At 55.7% G+C, this 15577-nt stretch carries 15 protein-coding genes; 7 read left to right on the plus strand and 8 right to left on the minus strand.

Annotated features, from left to right (window positions below):
* On the plus strand, window positions 1-592 hold a 592-nt coding region (locus VGM48_RS23745; RefSeq protein ID WP_331583250.1), incomplete at its 5' end, for an ABC transporter permease.
* 74 nt (window positions 593-666) lie between these two features.
* Here the strand turns inward: VGM48_RS23745 and VGM48_RS23750 are convergent.
* From VGM48_RS23750 to VGM48_RS23765, 4 genes are read right to left on the minus strand one after another with little or no spacing between them, the layout of a single operon-like run.
* Window positions 667-1599: a CPBP family intramembrane glutamic endopeptidase gene (locus VGM48_RS23750; RefSeq protein WP_331583252.1), complete on the minus strand. Its 933-nt coding sequence runs from the start codon at window positions 1597-1599 to the stop codon at window positions 667-669.
* Window positions 1599-2540 carry a phosphate acyltransferase PlsX gene (gene plsX / locus VGM48_RS23755; protein ID WP_331583254.1) on the minus strand — a complete coding sequence of 314 codons (942 nt, stop codon included), beginning with the start codon at window positions 2538-2540 and terminating at the stop codon, window positions 1599-1601. The genes VGM48_RS23750 and plsX overlap by 1 nt, the downstream gene beginning before the upstream one ends.
* Before the next feature lie 12 nt (window positions 2541-2552).
* Entirely contained in the window at window positions 2553-2744 is a 192-nt protein-coding gene (gene rpmF / locus VGM48_RS23760) for a 50S ribosomal protein L32 (RefSeq protein WP_331583256.1), read from the minus strand.
* Between the two features lie 41 nt (window positions 2745-2785).
* Window positions 2786-3334, minus strand: coding sequence for a DUF177 domain-containing protein (locus VGM48_RS23765; RefSeq protein WP_331583258.1), 549 nt, complete (start codon window positions 3332-3334; stop codon window positions 2786-2788).
* 99 nt (window positions 3335-3433) lie between these two features.
* On the opposite strand from VGM48_RS23765, the gene VGM48_RS23770 reads away from it, so the two are divergent.
* Both VGM48_RS23770 and VGM48_RS23775 read left to right on the plus strand, forming a co-directional pair.
* Window positions 3434-4720 (plus strand): HAMP domain-containing sensor histidine kinase, encoded by a 1287-nt coding sequence (locus VGM48_RS23770; RefSeq protein ID WP_331583260.1) that lies wholly within the window; start codon window positions 3434-3436, stop codon window positions 4718-4720.
* 6 nt (window positions 4721-4726) lie between these two features.
* Window positions 4727-5353, plus strand: a complete 627-nt coding sequence (locus tag VGM48_RS23775) for a hypothetical protein (RefSeq protein WP_331583262.1) — start codon at window positions 4727-4729, stop codon at window positions 5351-5353.
* A 19-nt stretch (window positions 5354-5372) separates the two neighbouring features.
* On the opposite strand, the gene VGM48_RS23780 is transcribed toward VGM48_RS23775, so the two are convergent.
* Window positions 5373-7751 carry an ABC transporter permease gene (locus tag VGM48_RS23780; protein ID WP_331583264.1) on the minus strand — a complete coding sequence of 793 codons (2379 nt, stop codon included), beginning with the start codon at window positions 7749-7751 and terminating at the stop codon, window positions 5373-5375.
* Window positions 7752-7883: 132 nt separating this feature from the next.
* Between VGM48_RS23780 and VGM48_RS23785 the strand changes: the two genes are divergently transcribed.
* Genes VGM48_RS23785 through VGM48_RS23800 form a run of 4 tightly spaced genes read left to right on the plus strand, consistent with a single transcriptional unit; the run spans window position 7884 to window position 13590 of the window.
* Complete coding sequence (locus VGM48_RS23785) at window positions 7884-9080, plus strand: TolC family protein (RefSeq protein ID WP_331583266.1); 1197 nt, start codon at window positions 7884-7886, stop codon at window positions 9078-9080.
* Window positions 9077-10036, plus strand: a complete 960-nt coding sequence (locus VGM48_RS23790) for an efflux RND transporter periplasmic adaptor subunit (RefSeq protein WP_331583268.1) — start codon at window positions 9077-9079, stop codon at window positions 10034-10036. Before VGM48_RS23785 ends, VGM48_RS23790 begins: the two co-directional genes overlap by 4 nt.
* The gene (locus tag VGM48_RS23795; protein WP_331583270.1) at window positions 10033-13053 is read left to right on the plus strand and encodes an efflux RND transporter permease subunit; all 3021 of its coding nucleotides are present in this window, start codon (window positions 10033-10035) and stop codon (window positions 13051-13053) included. The genes VGM48_RS23790 and VGM48_RS23795 overlap by 4 nt, the downstream gene beginning before the upstream one ends.
* Before the next feature lie 9 nt (window positions 13054-13062).
* Window positions 13063-13590, plus strand: a complete 528-nt coding sequence (locus VGM48_RS23800) for a GNAT family N-acetyltransferase (RefSeq protein ID WP_331583272.1) — start codon at window positions 13063-13065, stop codon at window positions 13588-13590.
* On the opposite strand, the gene VGM48_RS23805 is transcribed toward VGM48_RS23800, so the two are convergent.
* From VGM48_RS23805 to VGM48_RS23815, 3 genes are read right to left on the minus strand one after another with little or no spacing between them, the layout of a single operon-like run.
* Window positions 13587-14180 (minus strand): GNAT family protein, encoded by a 594-nt coding sequence (locus tag VGM48_RS23805; protein ID WP_331583274.1) that lies wholly within the window; start codon window positions 14178-14180, stop codon window positions 13587-13589. The two genes, VGM48_RS23800 and VGM48_RS23805, sit on opposite strands and share 4 nt — an antisense overlap.
* A 37-nt stretch (window positions 14181-14217) precedes the next feature.
* Window positions 14218-14820: a hypothetical protein gene (locus tag VGM48_RS23810; RefSeq protein ID WP_331583276.1), complete on the minus strand. Its 603-nt coding sequence runs from the start codon at window positions 14818-14820 to the stop codon at window positions 14218-14220.
* A gap of 39 nt (window positions 14821-14859) precedes the next feature.
* Window positions 14860-15573, minus strand: coding sequence for a LytTR family DNA-binding domain-containing protein (locus VGM48_RS23815; RefSeq protein ID WP_331583278.1), 714 nt, complete (start codon window positions 15571-15573; stop codon window positions 14860-14862).
* Between the last annotated feature and the right edge of the window lie 4 nt (window positions 15574-15577).

The following is a 15577-nucleotide window of genomic DNA, read 5'->3' on the forward strand; positions in this document are numbered from 1 at the left end:
GATGGGAGCGCCGATCCAGCCCGCCATCTTTACGCACCTGGAGGGATTTCCCGTTTACCGCTATTTTTCCTTCAAGCTGCGGCCGGGGAATATCGGCACGACGATGGAATCGCTGCAAAAACAATGGGCGACGCTGATGCCCGGAGCGCCTTTCGAGTATACGTTCATGGACGAGACCCTGCAGTCTATTTATAAAAGCGAGTTGCGGCTGCGCAAGGCGGCCACGACGGCGACAGTCCTTTCTTTTATCATCGTCCTGCTGGGCGTACTGGGGCTGGTGTCGAGCAGTGTGCGGCGGCGGACCAAGGAGATCGCAATCCGCAAGGTGATCGGAGCGTCAGTCGTCGGCATCGTGCGGCTTTTTGTCCGGGATTATCTCCCGGTGCTGGTGGTGGCCGGAGCGGTGGCCAGTCCTTTTGCATATTGGATGATGCAGCATTGGCTGGATAATTATGCGACGCGGATCACGATCACGGTTTGGCCGTTTATCGGGGCGATCGGTTGTCTGGCGGTGGTCATGATCGCGCTGATCGCGATACAGACGATCAAGGCGGCGTTGGCCAATCCGGTGAACTCTTTGCGTAGCGAATGAGCCACTCCGTGGCTCCTTGCTTAAAAGTGGAGTAGTGGTCCCACGGCCAACCTTGATCCCACGCGGCCCCGGCGTCAATGATGCCAGAGCGTGCCCAGCCAGCCGCCGAGCTCCATCAGCCAGGCGAGGCCGAGATGGACGATGAGACCGCCGAAGATGGTACGGGTGCGGGCCGCCAACACCCCGAGGATCATGCCGCCGAAGAAGGAAGAGATGCATTCCCCCAGCGGCTTGCCGAAGTGGATCGTGCAATAGAATGCCGCCATCGGAAGGATGGCATCCTGGCCGACATATCGGAGCAGCGCTACGACGAGCAGCCCGCGGAAGAACAGTTCGATGCTGAGGAAATCGAGGCCGTAGGACAGTTCGTACAGTCCTTTCCAAAGCCATTCGGGATGCGCATAGCCGTTGATAAAGGCCAGGTTCTTTACCCTGGGGTATACCACAAGAAAATCCGGCCGGGTGGAGGCCAGGACAATGAGCGGAACGGTGCACAGCAACAATCCAAAATAGGGTAGGGCGTTGAAATCTTTGCGGGTGAGCCCCACCGCGGCGCCCAGGCTGTCTCCGGATAGGAGGCCGGCCTTGTGGCAAGCCCAGAGAAAGAGGAACAGCAACAGCAGTTTTAACGGAAGCTGGAGGACCAGCTGGGTATAGTAATCCCAGGGCATGTGGAGGCCGGCCGACAGGAGGGGCAGCAGGTTCCAGTGGACCATCTTCAACGCGAAATAAAGCGGGGCCAGGGCCAGGAGTACCAGCAGCTTTGGCTGGCGGAGCGGAGTTTTATTCCATTCCGACTGCAGGCCCCAGACGAGGGCCAGGACGGTAAGATAGAAAAGATAGAAGCCACCCAGCGAAAAATACCAGGGGAGAGCCCGAAGCCGGACCTCGATACCGACGGTATAGTTGGCAGCAACAAGCGATGCGACGAAGACGGTGGTGATGATGAGAGCGGGAAGGGATGTGCTGCGGAGCCAGGCGACGAGATAATTGATGAACGCGCGCATCAGGCAACAAAATGTTCTTTCATTTTGCCGAGCAGATCGGTGTCCAGCATTTTTTGCGCCAGCCGGATCATGTTAAGAAAGGATTTGCTGCGGGAGATGCCGTGCCCGATGATGACGGGCTTCGTTACACCGAGCAGGGGCGTGCCGCCATAATATTCGAAGTCGAAGCGGTCGAAGAATTCGCTTTCGGTTTTGTGCCGCTGGCTGATTTCGAAGAGCGATTCGGCCAGTTTGAGGATGACGTTGCCGGTAAAGCCTTCACAGACGGTGACGTCGGCCCTGTCGAGCAGGATATCCCGGCCTTCGATATTGCCGATGAAGTTGATGTGACTGTTCTCTTTCAGCAGGGGGTAGGTGGCCTGGGCGAGGATATTGCCCTTTCCTTCTTCTTCCCCGATGTTGAGCAGGCCTACCCGGGGATTGTCGATGCCCAGGATATGCTTTGCGTACAGCGAGCCGAGGATGGCGAACTGATTCAGGTTCTCCGCCTTGCAGTCGGCGTTGAGGCCGACATCGAGCAGGATACCGGTCTTGCCGTTCTCTTTGGGGATAACCGTGGAGATCGTGGGGCGCTGGACACCTTCGATGGGTTTCAGACCATAGAGCGCGCCTACCAGCATTGCCCCGGTGTTGCCGGCGCTGATGAACGCGTCCATTTTGCCTGCCGCGAGCAGGCCGAAGCCGATGGCGATGGAGGATTGTTGCTTTTCCTTTAAAGCCTTTGTCGGATGTTCATTCATCCCGATCACCTCGGAGGCGTGGATCAGCCGGACCGAACCCTCAGGAATGGAATATTCCTTTAACAAGGGCCGGACCTGGTTCTCATCGCCAACCATCCAAAGAGTGGCGGGATTCAATGTATCCTTTAGATACAGCTGGATACCTTTCACGGCTTCAAGCGGTGAAAAGTCCCCGCCCATCATGTCGAGACCAATATTCATTGGCGTCGAAGCTTACTTAATGGGAGAGGTTTCGGCGACTACTTTACCCTTGTAGAACAGCTTACCTTCGCTGACGTGGGCACGATGACGTACATGGATCTCGCCGGTGGTGCTGTCTTTGCTCAAAGTTACTTTCTCAGCCTTATAATGCGTCCTTCTCTTGGCACTGCGCTGCTGGGAATGTCTGCGTTTCGGATTTGGCATTTTCTTCTATTTTTGAAGTAACTAATATAAATTATTGATTCTTAATTATTTCCAAGGTTCTTAAATTTCTCCAACCCTTTCCACAGCGGATTTTCGGGTTGACTCTTTTCGTGATCGAGCTTTTTCAGCATTTCCAGTACTTCCTTGTTACAATGCGGGCCACCCATTTCTTCGGGTTTGCACATGCGCTGCATCGGGATGCTCAGGTTGATGAACTCATAGAGCCAGTCGGAGAGATAGAGATGGCTTTCGCCCTTTGATATATAATATACATCGGGGTCTTCTTCCTGTTGGTTCATGATCTCGGGATCCTCCACCAGCTTGACCAGGATGTTGAACTCGTCCCACAGATCGAGCGGGAGTTGATTCCCGCAGCGGTCGCAGGCGATCTCCACCTTGCCCGTGATCTCGAACTTCAACAGCATGAAACTGTTCTTCTTATCGAGTGTCAGTTTCACCTGGGCATCGCAACGGTGGAAGTCCTGTTGCTGATAGGCCTCAAAGAACTTATCGGTAATCCGATAGCTAAACTCATGAATACCAGCCTTAAGGCCCACAAACGCTATTTCAAATTCCCGGCGGCTGCTCATGAGTGCTTTTTAAAGAGCTTGCAAAGGTAGTGATAAATTATCAGAAAAATCGGGGTCAGCTCATCTTTTTTTCACCAGTAACTCTTTAAATTACAACGAATGAGGCTTTTTACCAAATACAATCGGGTCAACATCGTCGCCAGCATCGGGGCGTTGCTGGTGGGGAGCATCAGCTATTACTTTACCGTTCGATACGTGTTGATCTCCGAGTTGGATGACGATCTGAAGACGGAGGAGGCGGAGATCTTCGATCATGCCCGGACCCGCGGCCAGCTGCCGGAGCCGGCCAATTACCGCGATCAGCAGGTGCGTTTCGAACTCGCCGCGGCGCCGGTGAAAAGGCTTTTTTTGCATACCCGGCTGGAGGAGTCAGGAAAGCCGGAGGAAGGGAGAAAGCGGGCCGAAAGAAGAAAAGAACGGACCGAGCCTTACCGGCAGCTTATCTTCCCGATCCAGGTGACGGGGCAATGGTATACCGTTTCGGTCGCGGTATCGGAGGAGGGCACCGAAGACCTGCTGATGCTGATCATGCTGATCACAGCGGGGATGATCCTGCTTTTGTTAAGCGTACTGTATGTCGCCAACCGGCTGCTGTTGCGCCGGCTCTGGAAACCGTTTTATACAACGCTCAATACCATCCGGGCCTTTAACCTGTCGAACCGGGAACCGTTGCCGGTACAGACGACGGATATCGATGAGTTCCGCAGTCTGGACGAGGCCATCCGGCAGATGACCCATACCATCATCCGGGATTATGAGATGATGAAGAGCTTCGCCGACAACGCCTCACACGAGATGCAGACCCCGCTGGCCATCCTCAACTCGAAGCTGGACCTGCTGATCCAGGACACGGGTCTGGGGATCGAGCATCACCGGCCGATACAGGCGATGTACGAGGCGATCGGGCGGCTGCGGCAGTTGAACCAGTCGCTGCTGCTGCTGACAAAGATCGAGAATAACCAATTCGACTATACGGAGCCGCTAGACCTCCGGCCGCTGATCGAGGAGAAGCTGCAACAGCTGGAAGACCCGGTGCGGGACCGGCGGTTGGCGGTGCGGACAGAGCTCCAGCGGCTGCAGTTGCCGATCAACGGCTATCTGGCCGATATCCTCCTGAACAACCTGCTGACCAACGCCATCCGGCATAACCACGATGGCGGGCAGGTGGATATCCGGCTCGGGGAGCGGAGCCTCCGGGTAAGCAATTCGGGTGCGCCCCTGAGTTTTGACCCCGCTACCATTTTCGACCGGTTTACAAAAGGGGCGCATTCGGGCGGCACGGGTCTTGGCCTGGCGATCGTCCGGCAGATATGTGACAACTACCAGTTCGGGCTGCAGTATTCCTTTGCCGATGAGGTGCACACCATCGATATCACGTTCAACTGACCCATGATGAGAACATTTGTTTTTTTGTTATTCTTCTGTCTTGCGGCCCTTTTTTCGCGGGCGCAGTATTTCGAGGGAAAGGTCATCTATCGCAATCTCGTGACCAGCAAAGTCCCCGCGCTCTCCGATTCGGCGCTGGGCGCGATGATCGGCACCGAAGAGACCTATTTTATCAAAGGCGGGTTTTACCAATCGGTCACCAATGGGGCCGGGTTCTCGATGCAACAGTATGATCACCGGAGCAACCGGCTCTACTTCAAGAAACCGGATGTGGACACCCTCTATTGGGTAGACGCGGGGAAAAGCGGGGACAAACCCATTTCGTATGAGACCCGGGAGGACGCCGAGCTAGTGTTGGGAAAACGCTGCGATGCCCTCGTCGTGCAGACGGCTACCGGCACGACGGTGTTCTATTACAGCCAGCGCTACCGGATCGATGCCGCGATGTTTATGAAGCATGAATATGGCGGCTGGGCTTTCTATGTGGGGAAGACCGGTTGCCTGCCCCTGAAGACCGTCATCGACAATGACAAATTTCATCTCGAAAGCACCGCCACCGAGGTGCTGGAACTGGAATTAAAGGACAGTTTCTTCGCCATCTCGACAACGATGCCGCAGGTGCACCTCAAATGACCCTGACGATGGTCATCGATCATTCCGAGCGCAGGCTGGTGACCGGGTTTTTCAGCGCGGCCCGGATAGCCTGGAAGCTGGTGACGGCCATGGTGATGATAAGCGCCCCGCCGCCCGCCGCCACGAAGACCCATACCGAGATGGTTGCCCGATAGTGATAGTTCTGCAGCCAGCTGCTCATCGCGAGCCAGGCGAGCGGTATCGAGATCAGGAAGGAAAAAAAGACCAGTTTTACGAAATCCTTCGACAGCAGATTCCAGACATTGAATACCGAAGCCCCCAATACTTTCCGGATGCCGATCTCTTTTTTACGTTGCTCGGCAACGAAAGAGATGAGACCGAACAGCCCAAGACAAGAGATGGTGACGGCCAGCGCGGCGAAGAAGCTCGCCAGTTTGCCGACGCGTTCCTCATTGCCGAATTTGCGGCCATATTCCTCATCCACGAACCGGTATTCGAACAGCTGCTCGGGATTGAACTTCTTTATCACCGGGGCGATCTTTGCCAGGGCTACCGCAGTGCTCAGACCGGGGCTGGTGCGAAGAATGAGGTTGCCTTCCGCGCCGGTGCCCAGGAAATAGATGACCGGCCGCGCTTCGTCATAAGGCGAGGTGATGACCATATTGTTGATCACGCCGACAACGGTGAACGGCTGACCGTCGCTTTTTACGATCTTTCCAACGGGATTTTTGAGGTTCATCATATTTACAGCCGCCTCGTTGATGATCACCGAGCTGGTGTCGGCGAGGAAATCCCGGGAGAAATCCCGGCCTTCCTTTATTTTCCAATCGATGGTGCGGCCGTAGTCGAACGAACCTTCCACAAAGGCAAAATCGACGGAGAAGTTCGGGTCTTTACCCGGCCAGGAAAAGCCGCTGCTGCTGCCGCCCAGTGCGGTGGTCGGACTGCTGGATTCGGCGATGTTGGTGACGGCGCCGGTACTTAACAGCTGATCCCGCAGTGCATTATAGTGATCATGGAGAACCGGGCCGTCCGCGTTCACCGAGATGAGTCCGTTCCGGTTGTAACCCACGGGCCTGTTCTTCGCAAACTGGATCTGGCGATAGACGATGATCGTACCGATGATGAGCGTTACGGAGATGGTAAACTGAACGACCACGAGAACCTTACGCGGGATCGCGGCGAAACGGCCGGCCTTGAAGGTTCCCTTCAGCACTTTGACCGGCTTGAAGGAGGAAAGGTAGAAAGCGGGATAGCTTCCGGCAACCAGCGCGGTGAGGACGATAAATGAAACGCATAGGACCCAGAATCCCGGATGGGTCCAGGGAATGGACATCTGCTTATCAGCCACTCCATTGAAAAAGGGCAGCGCGAGCCAGGCGAACAGCAGGGCAATCATGAAGGCAAAGATGACGGTAAGCAGGGACTCACAAAAGAACTGGAAGATCAACTGCGCCCGCAGGGAACCGATCGTCTTGCGGAGGCCTACTTCCCGGGCGCGTTTTTCGCTGCGGGCCGTGCTCAGGTTCATAAAATTGATACAGGCAAGCAGCAACACGAAGAATCCGATGATCCCGAACATGCGGACGTACTGAATGGCGCCGCCGGTGTTCACCCCGTTCCTGAACTCGGAGTACAGGTGCCAGCGGCTCATCGGTTGGAGGAAGAGGGCCGGCTTCTTTTTCTTAAGCGCGTCGTTCACTTTATTGAGTTTGGCGTCGCGGATGCGGGCGGAGACCTGGGCGAAGGAGGCGTTGGGTTTCAGCCGGACATACACGGATGCGAAATTGGGTCGCCAGGGGTCTTTTATGTTTTTGACCCAATTATTGCGCATCAGCTCCCAGGGGATCATGAATTCCAGGTTGGCGAAGCTCGAGTTGCGGGGAAAGTCCTTGTACACCCCCGTCACCTTGAGGGCGGGAAGTTCGGGTACCGCGATGATCCGGCCCAGGGGGTCTGCGTCCCCGAAAAAGGCCTTGGCCGTCGAAGCGGAGAGAACGATGGAGTTCGGTTCGGTCAGGCATTTCCGGTCGCCTTTGATCATTGTCAGGGTGAAGAGATCGGGCGCATCGGGTTCGAAGACGAATCCGTTCTTCTTTATTTTCTTGTCACCGGCGGTGAGGGTTGGGTTGCCGAAGCCGACGCCCATGACTACCTGTTCGAAATCGCTGCCGTAGTGGGAGCGCAGTTCTTCGGCCAGCGGGTAGGGCATCTGATCCCAGGTCTGGACCTCGCCGTTATTGATCAGATTCTGCATCACCAGGGCAATCCGGGGATAATGATCGAAATTCTTATCGTAGGACACCTCGTCATGGATCCAGAGCCCGATAAGCAGGGCGACGGCCATGCCGATGGCGAGGCCCGCGATGTTGATCAGGGAATGCATTTTGTCTTTGGCAATGCTGCGCAAAGCGATCTTTAAATAATTCCTTAACATGACAGGGGATTTGAATTACTTAAGCTACAGAATTTCGACAGGATACTGGGATACTTTTGACGGGACTCGGGAAAGGGTCTGGGAATTAACATGTTACGATTTTTTATTCTAGGAATTGGGTTGATAAGCGGTTTGGCTGGATCGGGCCAGTCCCCGATGGGTCTGGATTTCTATCTCGACCGGGCCCTGCAGAACAGTCCCTTGCTGAAGGATTATCAGAACCAGGTGCTGTCGGGTCAGGTGGACAGCCAGCTGATCCGGGCGGGTTACCGGCCACAGGTATCCGGCAGCAGCGTCAATGTCTGGGCGCCGACGGTCAGGGGTTGGGGTTATGATCAGGCCATTTCGAACGGCGGTAATTTCACGACCGTGGTCGGAGTGAACCAGACATTGGTGGGCCGGAACCACCTGAATGCGCAGTACGAGACCATTCGCCTGCAGAACCAGGGGGTCACCAATTCGGCGAAGGTCTCCGAGCAGGAACTCAAGAAGAGCGTTACCGCGCAGTATATCACCGCCTATGGCGATTGGCAGCAACTGAATTTCAACCGGGAGGTCTATGCGCTGCTGCAAAAAGAGGAGGCGCTGCTAAAGGACCTGACGCAAAAGAATGTATACCGGCAGACGGATTATCTGGCCTTCCTGGTGACCCTGAAGCAGGAAGGATTGCTGTTGCGGCAGCTGGAGATCCAGTTTAGAAATGATCACGGCACGCTGAACTATCTATGCGGGATCGTGGATACCGCGGCCACCCTGCTGGACGATCCGCATGTCCAGCTGCAGGTGTTGCCGGATATCGGCAATTCGGTCTTTTTCCGGCAATTTCATCTCGACAGTCTGAAGCTGCGCAACAGCCGCAGCCTGATAGACTATAGTTACCGGCCCAAGGCCAGCCTCTATGCGGATGGGGGTTTTTCTTCCTCTTTCGAATACCAGGGGTACAAAAATTTCGGGGTGAGTTTTGGCTTCACGGTGACGGTGCCGATCTATGACGGGCATCAGCGGAAGATGCAGTACAGCAAGCTGGAGATCTCCGAGCGGACGAGGACAGGGTATAAAGATTTTTTTACCCGGCAGTATGATCAGCAGATTGCGCAACTAAGACAGCAACTGGCGGCAACAGAGGAACTGATCGGACAGATCGACCAACAGGTGAAATATTCGCAGGCGCTGATCGATGTCAATGGAAAATTGCTGGCCACAGGGGACGCGAAGATCTCCGACTATATTATTGCGCTGGGCAATTACCTCAATGCCAGGAACCTCCTGACCCAAAACAATATTACCCGGCTGCAGATCATTAACCAGATCAATTATTGGAATCGATGAATATAAAAAGTTGGGCTCCGGCCCTGATAGCGGTAATTCTTGGCGCCTGCGGCGCGCATGGAAAAGATGCCGCGGCGGAAAAGCCGGCCGCCGAAGGATCGGACTCCGTGGATGCACGGACTCCTGTCATGGTCGCGTCGGTGGATCGCGGCGCGCTGGGTGACTATATCGAGTTGAATGCCGTTTCCGCCTTTTTGCAGAAGAGCTATGTCAAGGCCATCGCCAACGGCTATCTGCAATCCGCGGATGTCTACCCCGGCAAATACGTCGAGGTGGGGCAGACTCTTTTCACCCTTCAGACCAAGGAAGCCCGGAGCATCGGCAACAGCATCCAGCTCCTCGATTCCACGCTGAAGTTCTCCGGGGTGACGACCATCCGGGCGAACCAGCATGGGTATATCACCCAGCTGAACCACCAATCCGGCGACTATGTACAGGATGGGGAACAGCTGGCCGTCATCAGCGACCGCAACAGCTTTGTTTTTATGCTGGACCTGCCCTACGAACTGCGGCCCTATGTATTGGGGAAAAAGAGCGTCGAACTGCTGCTGCCCGATGGGACGAAGCTGAACGGCACGCTCGGGCCCGTCATGCCCACCGTGGATTCCGTCAGCCAGACTCAAAATGTCGTGATCCGCATCGGCGCCTCTTCGGCCATCCCGGAGAACCTCATCGCAAAGGTGCGGGTGGTGAAAACGGCGAAGGCCAACACCCAGTCCCTGCCCCGGGAGGCCTTGCTCACCGACGAGACCCAAAGTAATTTCTGGGTGATGAAACTGATCGACAGCGCCACAGCCGTCAAAGTTCCCGTCCAAAAGGGGATCGAGACAAAGGACAAGGTGGAGATCCTGTCCCCGGTGTTTGCACCGGAGGATAAGATCCTGGTGTCCGGCAACTATGGACTGGCGGATACGGCCAAAGTGAAGATCGGGACAGCAAAGGAGGCCACGCCATGAAAAACTTCTTCGTCGGGTATAAAAATCCCCTCACCGTCCTGCTGGTGATCATTCTCCTGGGAGGCGTGTTTGTCTATGGCAAGCTGCAAACCTCCTTGTTCCCGGAGATCACCTTTCCCAAGATAAAAGTCATCGCCGATGCGGGTCTTCAGCCCGTCGGCAAAATGATGGTGACCGTGACCAAGCCGCTGGAGGACGCCATCAAACAAGTTCCCGATCTGCAATATGTCCGCAGCACCACCAGCCGCGGAAGCTGTGAGATCTCCGCCTTTATGGACTGGAAGGCCGATATCGATCTCAGCCAGCAGCGGATCGAATCGAAGATCAACGAGATCAGGAATAACCTGCCGTCGGAGACCCAGATCACGGTGGAAAAGATGAACCCGAGTATCCTGCCGGTGATGGGGTATACCCTGGAAAGCCATACCCTGTCGCCGATCGAGCTGAAACTGCTGGCCAATTATACGGTAAAACCGTTTCTTTCCCAGGTTGCCGGAGTTTCGGAGGTGCGGATCATCGGGGGAAAGATGAAGGAGTTTTGGATCACGCTGGATGCCCGGAAGATGAGCACGCTTTCGATCACCCCCGACATGCTCAATACGGCCCTTGGCCAGACGGGTTTTGTCAAATCCAACGGTTATCTGGCGGATTATCATTTTCTCTATCTGACCGTAACCGACGCCACCGTCCATTCGAAAGAGGATATCGCGCATATCGTGGTCAGGAATACGGGCAGGCGGGTGATCCTGCTGCAGGATATCGCAGCGGTGGATATCCGGGAGGCGGTGGAATATACCCGGATCAACGCCAACGGCAGGGATGCTGTGCTGGTCGCCGTTATCAAGCAGCCGAATGCCAACCTGATCCAACTGTCGAAGGCCATGGAGGGAAAGATCGCCGATCTGCAAAAGGTGCTGCCGCGGGGTGTCACCATTCAGCCCTATTATATCCAGGCCGATTTTGTCAATACTTCCGTGAAGAGCGTCACCGACAGTCTTTGGATCGGGCTGGCGCTCGCGATCGTCGTTGCGATCATTTTTCTCCGGAGTTTCAAGGCCAGCGCCACGATCCTGATCACCATCCCGGTGACGCTTTGCCTGACGCTGATCGTCCTGTATGCGTTTGGTTATACGTTCAACATCATGACCCTTGGCGCCGTTGCGGCCGCTATCGGGCTGATCATCGACGATGCCATCGTGGTCGTGGAGCAGATTCACCGCACACATGAGGAGCACCCGGAAGAGTCGTCCCGGACGCTGGTGCAAAAAGCCGTTCATTATCTGTTTCCGGCGATGCTGGGTTCTTCGATCAGCACGATCGTTATCTTTATCCCGTTTGTGCTGATGAGCGGGGTGGCGGGCGCCTATTTCAAGGTGTTGACCAACACGATGATCATTACGTTGGTGTGTTCTTTCTTCGTGACCTGGATCGGACTCCCGGTGATCTACCTGCTGCTGACGCGCGAGCGAAAGAACCGGCGTCCCGCAAAGCCTCATAATGTCAGGAACCAGCGGTGGGTGGCATTTTTTATCCGGAGGCCCTGGCTGAGCCTGATCATCATGGCTGCGCTGGCGGGGGCTATTTGGTTTATCCTGCCGCAACTCGAGACGGGTTTTCTGCCGGAGATGGATGAGGGCAGCATTGTCCTCGACTATACCTCACCGCCGGGAACCTCGCTGCAGGAAACGGACCGGATGCTGCGGGAGGTGGAGAAGATCATTGTGGCGACGCCGGAGGTTCAGGCTTATTCCCGGCGCACAGGCACCCAAATGGGCTTTTTTATCACCGAGCCGAATACGGGCGACTATCTTATCCAGCTGAAGGGGAACCGGACCAAATCGACCGAGGACGTGATCAGCGATATCCGCAAACAGGTGGAGGCCACTCAACCTGCCTTGCGCATCGACTTCGGCCAGGTGATCGGGGATATGCTGGGCGATCTGATGACCTCCGTTCAGCCCATCGAGATCAAGATCTTTGGCGATGACCAGGCCAGGCTCCATGACCTTTCGACCCAGGTGGGCGATCTGGTCTCGAAGGTGGAAGGGACGGCCGATGTCTTCAACGGCATCGTCATTGCCGGTCCGTCCGTCAGCATCGAGCCGAATTATGAACGGCTGGCGCAGTTTGGGTTGACCCCGGCGGCCCTGCAATATCAGCTACAGACCTCGCTGGAGGGGAATATCGTCGGTACGCTGCCGGAAAAAGAACAGATGACCAATATCCGGATGGTCTATCCCGGCAACCGGACACTCGGCGTGGCCGATCTCAGCCGCGTGCCCATCTTTTTGCCGGACGGGCGGCTAAAGCCGATAACCGATCTGGCGACGGTGACCGTGAAGGCCGGGGATGCGGAGATCCAGCGGGAGAACCTGCAATCCATGGGTGTCGTCACAGGCCGGCTGGAAGGGCGCGACCTGGGCAGCGTCATGAAGGATATCCAGGCGGTGCTGGGTTCTAAGATCGCGTTGCCGCCGGGCTATCATCTCAGCTACGGCGGAGCCTTTGCCGAGCAGCAGCAATCCTTCAGCGAGCTGTTGATCATCCTGATCACGGCCAGTCTGCTGGTCTTCGGCGCCATCCTCTTTCTTTATCGCGACGTGGTGATCGCGGGGATCATCCTCGCCGTGGCCGTACTGGGCATCTCGGGGAGCTATCTGGCGCTTTATCTCACGCATACCCCTTTAAATGTCGGGAGCTATACGGGATTGATCATGATCGTCGGCATCATCGGCGAAAATGCCATCTTCACCATTCTGCAGTTCCGGGAATCCCTGGCTACCCAGTCGGTCGATGACGCCGTGATCTATGCGATCTCGACGCGGCTGAGACCCAAGCTGATGACCGCCCTGGGGGCCATTATCGCCCTGCTGCCGCTGGCCCTGGGTATCGGCACCGGTGCACAACTGCACCAACCGCTGGCCATTGCGGTCATCGGGGGATTCGTGATCGCGTTGCCCTTGCTGCTGATCGTCCTGCCCTCGCTGCTGCGATGGTATCATCACCAAAATTCGTAGTTTGCGGGCATGGAAAACACACTAATACGTATCCGCGAAGCAGAACCCGCGGACGCAGCCCTCGTCGCCGATATCGCGCGGCGCACCTTCATCGACTCTTTTGCCCAGCACAATACGGCGGAGAATATGCGAATTTTCCTGGAAGAGCAGAACCCGCGGGAAAAGCAGATGGCGGAGGTCGGCGCCCCCGGCCGCACGTTCCTGCTTGCCTATATGGGCGAAGAGCCGGCGGGGTATGTATCCCTGCGGGTCTCCGAGCCGCCACAGGGGCTAAACGGTGAGAAAGCCATAGAGATCGTGCAGATCTATTCCGAGAAGACCATGATCGGGAAGGGGATTGGGCCCGCGCTGATGCAGGCCGCACTCGACCTGGCGCAGCGGCAGGGGTTTGATTGGGTATGGCTGGGGGTGTGGGAACATAATTACCGGGCACAGGCTTTTTATCGCAAGTGGGGGTTCGAACCCTTTGGCGAGCATGTCTTCCTTGTCGGGCTGGATGCGCAGACGGACCTGTGGATGCGGAAGAAGCTCGGTTAGTGAGCGGACGCCAGGGATTCGACCAGCTGACGCAGCCGGTTCTTTTTTTCGGGCCATTCCTCGCCGAGGATGGAGAATACGTGCTGGTCGGAAGGGATGCCATCGTTCCGGATCTCGAAGCGGCGCAGGATGCCTTCGCGCACGCCGCCTATTTTTTGCACGGCTTTTTGTGAACGGACGTTCTGGCTTTTTACCGTGAAGGTCACCCGGCCAAATTCCAGGGTGTCGAACAGATATTCCAGCAGGAGCAGCTTACAGGCTTTATTGTGCACCTTTCCCCAAACGGCGGGAGTATACCAGGTGTGGCCGATGGTGGCCCTCCCCGAGCGGAGATCGACATCGTATACGCGTGTCATCCCGATAACGGCATCGGTTACGGCGTCTCTGATGACATAGCCCTGGCCGCCACTTTTCGCGGTGGCGAGAGCTTCCCCAAAATATTTATTGAATTGCTGATCGTAGGTATCGGTCATCATCAGGGTCTTTGTGTATTCCCAGATGCGTTCGTCCTTCGCCAGGGGACGCAGGGTTTCGCGATGTTGTTCGGTGAGAAAGCGCAGGCGGATCCAGGGGTTTTCCAGTTCGATCATGTCCTAAAGATAGGGCTTTTGCCCAAGCCGTTTGCCGCTACAGGACCATAAGCTTACCCGCATCGATCAGCGGATGGGTCGCGTCGGAGATACGATAGAACAGGATGCCTTTGGCGAGCCGGTCGGTATTGATGTTGAAGGAGGTACCGTTGACCATATAGCTTCCCAGCAGGGTGCCGTTAGCGTTGAAGATATTGACGGTCAGCAGCTGGTTGGAGCGATAATTATCCAGCCGCAGGGTTCCGCCCATATGGATGACGGTAGGTTTGAGGACGGGCATGTCCATGGTGTTGACGTCCGCCCTTACGACCGCGGAATAGAAGGAACCGCCGTCCCGGAGAACGGTCCGCACCCGGTAAAAATTGGCGGAAGCCGATGGATAGGTGTCGGCGTCCTGATAGGAATTCTCGGTATCGTCGGTGAAGGGCCCCTTTGAGACGACCTCATGCAGGGACGTGAAATAAACGCTGTCGGTGCTGTGTTCGACGACATAGCGATCGACAAATCGTTCATTGGCGGCCGTCCAGCGGAGGATGATATTATTGTTTTCGGTGTAGGCGAAGAGCGTTTGAGCACTGGTCTGAGCGGCCGACAGCAGGAGACCGCAGAAGATCAGGCCAGAAATGCAAAATGATCTCATGTTCCTGATTTTACTACAAAGGTAAGCAAAGCCTGTGCCTTACCGCTTCAGTAACTTGCTGTTAACAATCTTCTCCATGATCTCCTCTTTCTGGTATTTGCTGATCGGCACCTGGAACTGCGTGATGTGGAGGATATTACCCTCGATGGAATTGATCTTGTCGATAGCGACCAGGTAGGACTTGTGCGGCTGGATAAAGGAAGCCGCCGGGAGTTTCTCCTGCAGCATCTTTAGCGTAAGATGGGTGATGATCTTTTTCTCCCGGGTGTAGATGGCTACGTAGTTCTCCAGCGCCTCGGCGAAAAGGATATCCGCAAAGGCGATCTTTTCCAATCGGTTATCGGCCTTTACAAAAATATAACTGTCGACAGCCGCGGGAGTCTGCTGCTGGTGGAAATAGTCGAAGGCTTTGTTGGCTGCTTTCAGGAAGCGGTCGAAGGAAATAGGCTTCAGGAGATAGTCCATCACTTCCAGTTCGAAGCCCTGCAGGGCATATTTCTCATAGGCGGTGGTGAAGATGACCCGGGGTGGGGAGGCCAGTTGTTTTAGAAACTCGATACCCGTAAGCCAGGGCATTTCGATATCGAGGAAGAGCAGATCGACCGGTTCTTTCTTCAGCAGGGAATTCAACTCAAGGGCATTCTCGCAGATGCCGCGCAGGTCGAGGAAATCGATCTGGCCGATATAGCCTTGCAATCCCTTACGGGCAAAGGGTTCGTCGTCGGTGATGATGCATTTTATTTTGGTGGACATACCG

The sequence above is a fragment of the Puia sp. genome, assembly GCF_036500295.1.
Classification (GTDB): Bacteria; Bacteroidota; Bacteroidia; order Chitinophagales; family Chitinophagaceae; genus Puia.

What these genes read in the sequence shown, in the direction of transcription:
- VGM48_RS23750 (WP_331583252.1), bottom strand. Translation starts at nt 1,599, where the DNA reads ATGCGCGCGTTCATCAATTATCTCGTCGCCTGGCTCCGCAGCACATCC.
- VGM48_RS23765 (WP_331583258.1), bottom strand. Translation starts at nt 3,334, where the DNA reads ATGAGCAGCCGCCGGGAATTTGAAATAGCGTTTGTGGGCCTTAAGGCT.
- VGM48_RS23790 (WP_331583268.1), top strand. Translation starts at nt 9,077, where the DNA reads ATGAATATAAAAAGTTGGGCTCCGGCCCTGATAGCGGTAATTCTTGGC.
- VGM48_RS23815 (WP_331583278.1), bottom strand. Translation starts at nt 15,573, where the DNA reads ATGTCCACCAAAATAAAATGCATCATCACCGACGACGAACCCTTTGCC.
- VGM48_RS23805 (WP_331583274.1), bottom strand. Translation starts at nt 14,180, where the DNA reads ATGATCGAACTGGAAAACCCCTGGATCCGCCTGCGCTTTCTCACCGAA.
- plsX (WP_331583254.1), bottom strand. Translation starts at nt 2,540, where the DNA reads ATGAATATTGGTCTCGACATGATGGGCGGGGACTTTTCACCGCTTGAA.
- VGM48_RS23775 (WP_331583262.1), top strand. Translation starts at nt 4,727, where the DNA reads ATGAGAACATTTGTTTTTTTGTTATTCTTCTGTCTTGCGGCCCTTTTT.
- VGM48_RS23780 (WP_331583264.1), bottom strand. Translation starts at nt 7,751, where the DNA reads ATGTTAAGGAATTATTTAAAGATCGCTTTGCGCAGCATTGCCAAAGAC.
- rpmF (WP_331583256.1), bottom strand. Translation starts at nt 2,744, where the DNA reads ATGCCAAATCCGAAACGCAGACATTCCCAGCAGCGCAGTGCCAAGAGA.
- VGM48_RS23770 (WP_331583260.1), top strand. Translation starts at nt 3,434, where the DNA reads ATGAGGCTTTTTACCAAATACAATCGGGTCAACATCGTCGCCAGCATC.
- VGM48_RS23800 (WP_331583272.1), top strand. Translation starts at nt 13,063, where the DNA reads ATGGAAAACACACTAATACGTATCCGCGAAGCAGAACCCGCGGACGCA.
- VGM48_RS23795 (WP_331583270.1), top strand. Translation starts at nt 10,033, where the DNA reads ATGAAAAACTTCTTCGTCGGGTATAAAAATCCCCTCACCGTCCTGCTG.
- VGM48_RS23810 (WP_331583276.1), bottom strand. Translation starts at nt 14,820, where the DNA reads ATGAGATCATTTTGCATTTCTGGCCTGATCTTCTGCGGTCTCCTGCTG.